The sequence below is a fragment of the Kitasatospora sp. NPDC059088 genome, assembly GCF_042738155.1.
In the GTDB taxonomy this organism is placed as follows: domain Bacteria; phylum Actinomycetota; class Actinomycetes; order Streptomycetales; family Streptomycetaceae; genus Kitasatospora.
Genome location: NZ_JBHYGR010000265.1, coordinates 1 through 3,502, shown reverse-complemented (window position 1 = coordinate 3,502; position 3,502 = coordinate 1). Strand labels below are relative to the sequence as shown.

Below are 3,502 nucleotides of genomic sequence, written 5' to 3'. Positions count from 1 at the left end.
GCTTCGGACAGCCTCGCCTCCCACAGGCTCTCCAGTGCCAGCAGCCGCAACTCCTCGAAGCGTGCGGCCGCTTGGGCCCCGAGCGCGTAGTCGCTCACCTCGGGGTAGGCCGTTCCCCGGCACAGCGCCAATGCGCTCCCCAGCGTCCGCCCGGCCTTCTGGTGCAGTCCCGCCTGGAGCAGCCGCCGGCCGTCGTGCAGAAGGCGTTCGAAGAGCGTCGCGTCGATGCAGTCGGTGTCCACCGCCAGTACGTAGCCGTTCGGCTCGCGCCTCAGAACGGTGTCGCGGCAGCGGGGTGGCCGGTTCGGCTCCAGGATCCGCCGGAGATTCGACACGTAGCTGTGCAGGTTCGTCATGACGTCGTTCGGAGGATTCCTCGGCCAGACGGCTTCGGCGAGTTGCTCCGCCGTCACGGGCTGACCCGGAGTGAGGAGGAGGGCGGACAATACCGCCCGCTGGCGCGCCGAGCCCGGATTCACCGATATTCCGTCAGCCTGTACTGCTAACGGGCCGAGGACACTGAAATCCATTGTGTGACCATCCGCCATAAGTCACTCCCAGTAACGAAAAACGCTTCGACCGCCCGGCGGAAACCCCTTGATCCCAGGACCGGTCCCGGAGAGTTTCCGCACGGTTGGAGACAGAATACTTGTAAATCGTCGGGATAGAAGGTCTGGATCGACGGCGCACCTCTTGGTATGGCGCGCTGACATGCGATCGCATCGGCCGAGGGGATGCCCGGCTGCCGAGGATCCCCAGTATCCCCAGGGCGCAGGCCAATCGGCCCGGCGACGCCCCGCTCGGCGGTCGGGGGCTCCGCGTGATCCGGCTCACGTGAGCACGCGCTCATAATGCTGCACGTTCTTGATCGTCCCGAGCCCGGCCTCCGCGCCCCGACGGGCCGGCGGTGCGACGGCCGTGATCAAATGCGCTGTGCCACAGCCGGATTGAGTGGCGGGCGGGTTTCGCCCGAGGGGGTTTGCGCGAGTCGCCGCCGGTCGATCCCCGTCGATATGAGAGTACTGTGAACGATAATCAAGTACTGCCTCGAATGGGCAATTTGGCGAGACAATCGGGTGTGCTCACGTCAACAAGCTGATTCGGGAGGATAGTTGACGAGGGCCGATCTGCCACGCCGGGGGCGGTAGGTCGGACTCCTGGGGCGTGGAGGCCGGGGACGGCTCGCTCCAGCGGTACGGGACGGCGTGCACGCTGACGCGCAAGGGCTCGGCGTGCCGACGGACTTGGCGGCGGGCTCGGCGGCGGGCTTGGCGCCGACGGTCGCCGATGCGACGTCCGACCTGGACGTCGTCGGGCTCGTCCCCAAGGGCTCCCGGGCCCACGACGGCACGACCACCCGGCACTGCGGCAGCGAGGCGGCCCCGTACGCCCGGAAGGCCGGCGGCCCGCTGTCCGAGTCGGTGCGGTCGAGATGTCCGGGCAGGGCTCCCGGTCTCCTGGGAGCCCTGCCCGTGGAGAGCTGTCAGAACTGGTGGTCGAACACCACGGTCACCGGCGCGTGGTCGCTCCAGCGCTCGGCGTGGGAAGCGGCGCGTTCGACGTAGGCCTCGACGGTCCTGTCGGCGAGGCCCGGGGTGGCGACCTGGAGGTCGATGCGCCAGCCGGAGTCGTTGTCGAAGGCGCGGCCGCGGTAGGACCACCAGGAGTAGGGGCCGGTGCGGTCGGGGTGGAGGGCGCGGACGACGTCGACGTAGCCGGCCTCGTCGTAGACGCGGGAGAGCCAGGCGCGTTCCTCGGGGAGGAAGCCGGCGGACTTCTGGTTGGCCTTCCAGTTCTTGAGGTCCTCGGGGCGGTGGGCGATGTTCCAGTCGCCGCAGACCACGACCTCGCGGCCGTCGGCGGCGGCGCGGGCGCGCAGGGCGGTGAGGTGGACGAGGAACTCCGCCATGAAGCGTTCCTTCTCCTCCTGGCGTTCGGTGCCGACCTCGCCGGAGGGCAGGTAGAGGCTGGCGACGGTGAGGCCCGGGAGGTCGATTTCCACGTACCTGCCCGAATTGTCGAACTCCTCCGAGCCGAATCCGATCACGCTGCGCTGCGGCTCCTTGCGGGAGAGGATCGCGACGCCGGCCCGGCCCTTGGCGACCGACGGGGCCCAGATCGCGTGCCAGCCGTCCAGGTCGCGCAGCTCGACGGGCAGTTGCCCGGGTTCGGAGCGCACCTCCTGGAGGCAGATCACGTCCGCCTCCGTTCCGGCGAGCCACTCGACGAAGCCCTTCTTGGCCGCCGCACGGATTCCGTTCACGTTCACACTCGTCACCACGATCACCCGGGCAGCCTACCCATTGGGCGCCCACGCACCGAAGCGTGACGCGCTGCCGCGGGCCGGTCGGGGGCGGTCGCGGACCGGTCCGGGCAGGCTGTCGTGAACGTGGCATGAATGTTCGCGACGGCCCCATCAAGCCCTGCCATTGGTCTTGACCATCTCCGGAGGGAGCACCTAGGGTCACTTACTGCAAGGACCTTTAATAAAGAAGGACGGATAAAGGCCCGCTCTCCCACCTGCCGCAACAGCGGGCAGCGGGCCCGGGATCCGCCCTCCTTGTCGTACGGCGGACAAGACCAGGTGGAGGACACGGTGGGGACGACAGGACAGCTTTCGGCGGTGCCGGAACCGAAGTACTGGCACCTGCGCACGGTGCTGCTCCGGGCCATCGACTCGGAGTTCTCCACCGGCCAGGTCCTCCCGAACGAGCGCGAGCTCGCCGCCCGCTTCGGCGTGGCCCGTGCCACCCTGCGCCAGGCCCTCGACCAGCTGGAGCTGGAGGGCCGCCTGGTCCGCCGCCGGGGGATCGGTACGCTGATCGCCGCCCCGCGGGTCGGCGTCCCGGTGAACCGGCAGGAGGAGGGCTGGCCCGGTGTCGGCCGCAGCCAGTCCTGGCGCACGGTGGACTGCACCACCGCTCCCGCCCCGGCGCAGCTGGCCAAGAACCTCGGCATCGCCGAGGGTGCCACCGTGCACACCGTCCGCCGGGTCCGCCTGGTCGAGGGCCGCGCGATGGCCACCGAGTCGCTGCACGTCCCCACCTCCGCCCTGCCGCACCTGCCCGGCTTCCGCGCCGAGAGCGACCGCGCCCGTTCGGTGCTGCGCCAGCTGGAGCGGCTGGAGGTCGACGGCGAGTCCCGGGCCGTGGAGCTCGGTGTCGCCGAGGCCGACGAGGCCGCGCTGCTGGAGCGCCCGCCGGGCACCCCGGTGTTGGTCATGACCACCCAGTACGCCGCCGCCGGCCGCCTGGTGGCCCTCGCCGTCGCCACCTACCGTGCGGACACCTGCAAGCTGACCTTCGGCGAGACCGGCCTCGTCGAGGTCACCCCGGTCGGCGCGACCCCCGAGGTCCGCACCGCCTCCTGAACCACTCTCCGACAACCCTCAGACCCCGGCGAGGCCCCCCCGCACACCCCCGCGCGGGGGGCGGCGGCGGGCGCGGGGCCCGCTCGCCCAGAGCCGGCGCTGTGAGCTACAGACAGCGCGCGAGTGTGGGGC

The 3,502-nt window shown here is 70.6% G+C and carries 3 protein-coding genes; 1 reads left to right on the top strand and 2 read right to left on the bottom strand.

Annotated elements, in window-relative coordinates; all coding sequences use genetic code 11:
- The coding region (locus tag ACFWXO_RS45075; protein ID WP_380533000.1) for a BTAD domain-containing putative transcriptional regulator at positions 1-530 on the bottom strand (530 nt) is incomplete at its 3' end.
- A gap of 953 nt (positions 531-1,483) precedes the next feature.
- Positions 1,484-2,287: an exodeoxyribonuclease III gene (locus ACFWXO_RS45070; protein WP_380532997.1), complete on the bottom strand. Its 804-nt coding sequence runs from the start codon at positions 2,285-2,287 to the stop codon at positions 1,484-1,486.
- 309 nt (positions 2,288-2,596) lie between these two features.
- On the opposite strand from ACFWXO_RS45070, the gene ACFWXO_RS45065 reads away from it, so the two are divergent.
- Positions 2,597-3,370, top strand: coding sequence for a GntR family transcriptional regulator (locus tag ACFWXO_RS45065; protein WP_375886354.1), 774 nt, complete (start codon positions 2,597-2,599; stop codon positions 3,368-3,370).
- Positions 3,371-3,502: the final 132 nt, after the last annotated feature.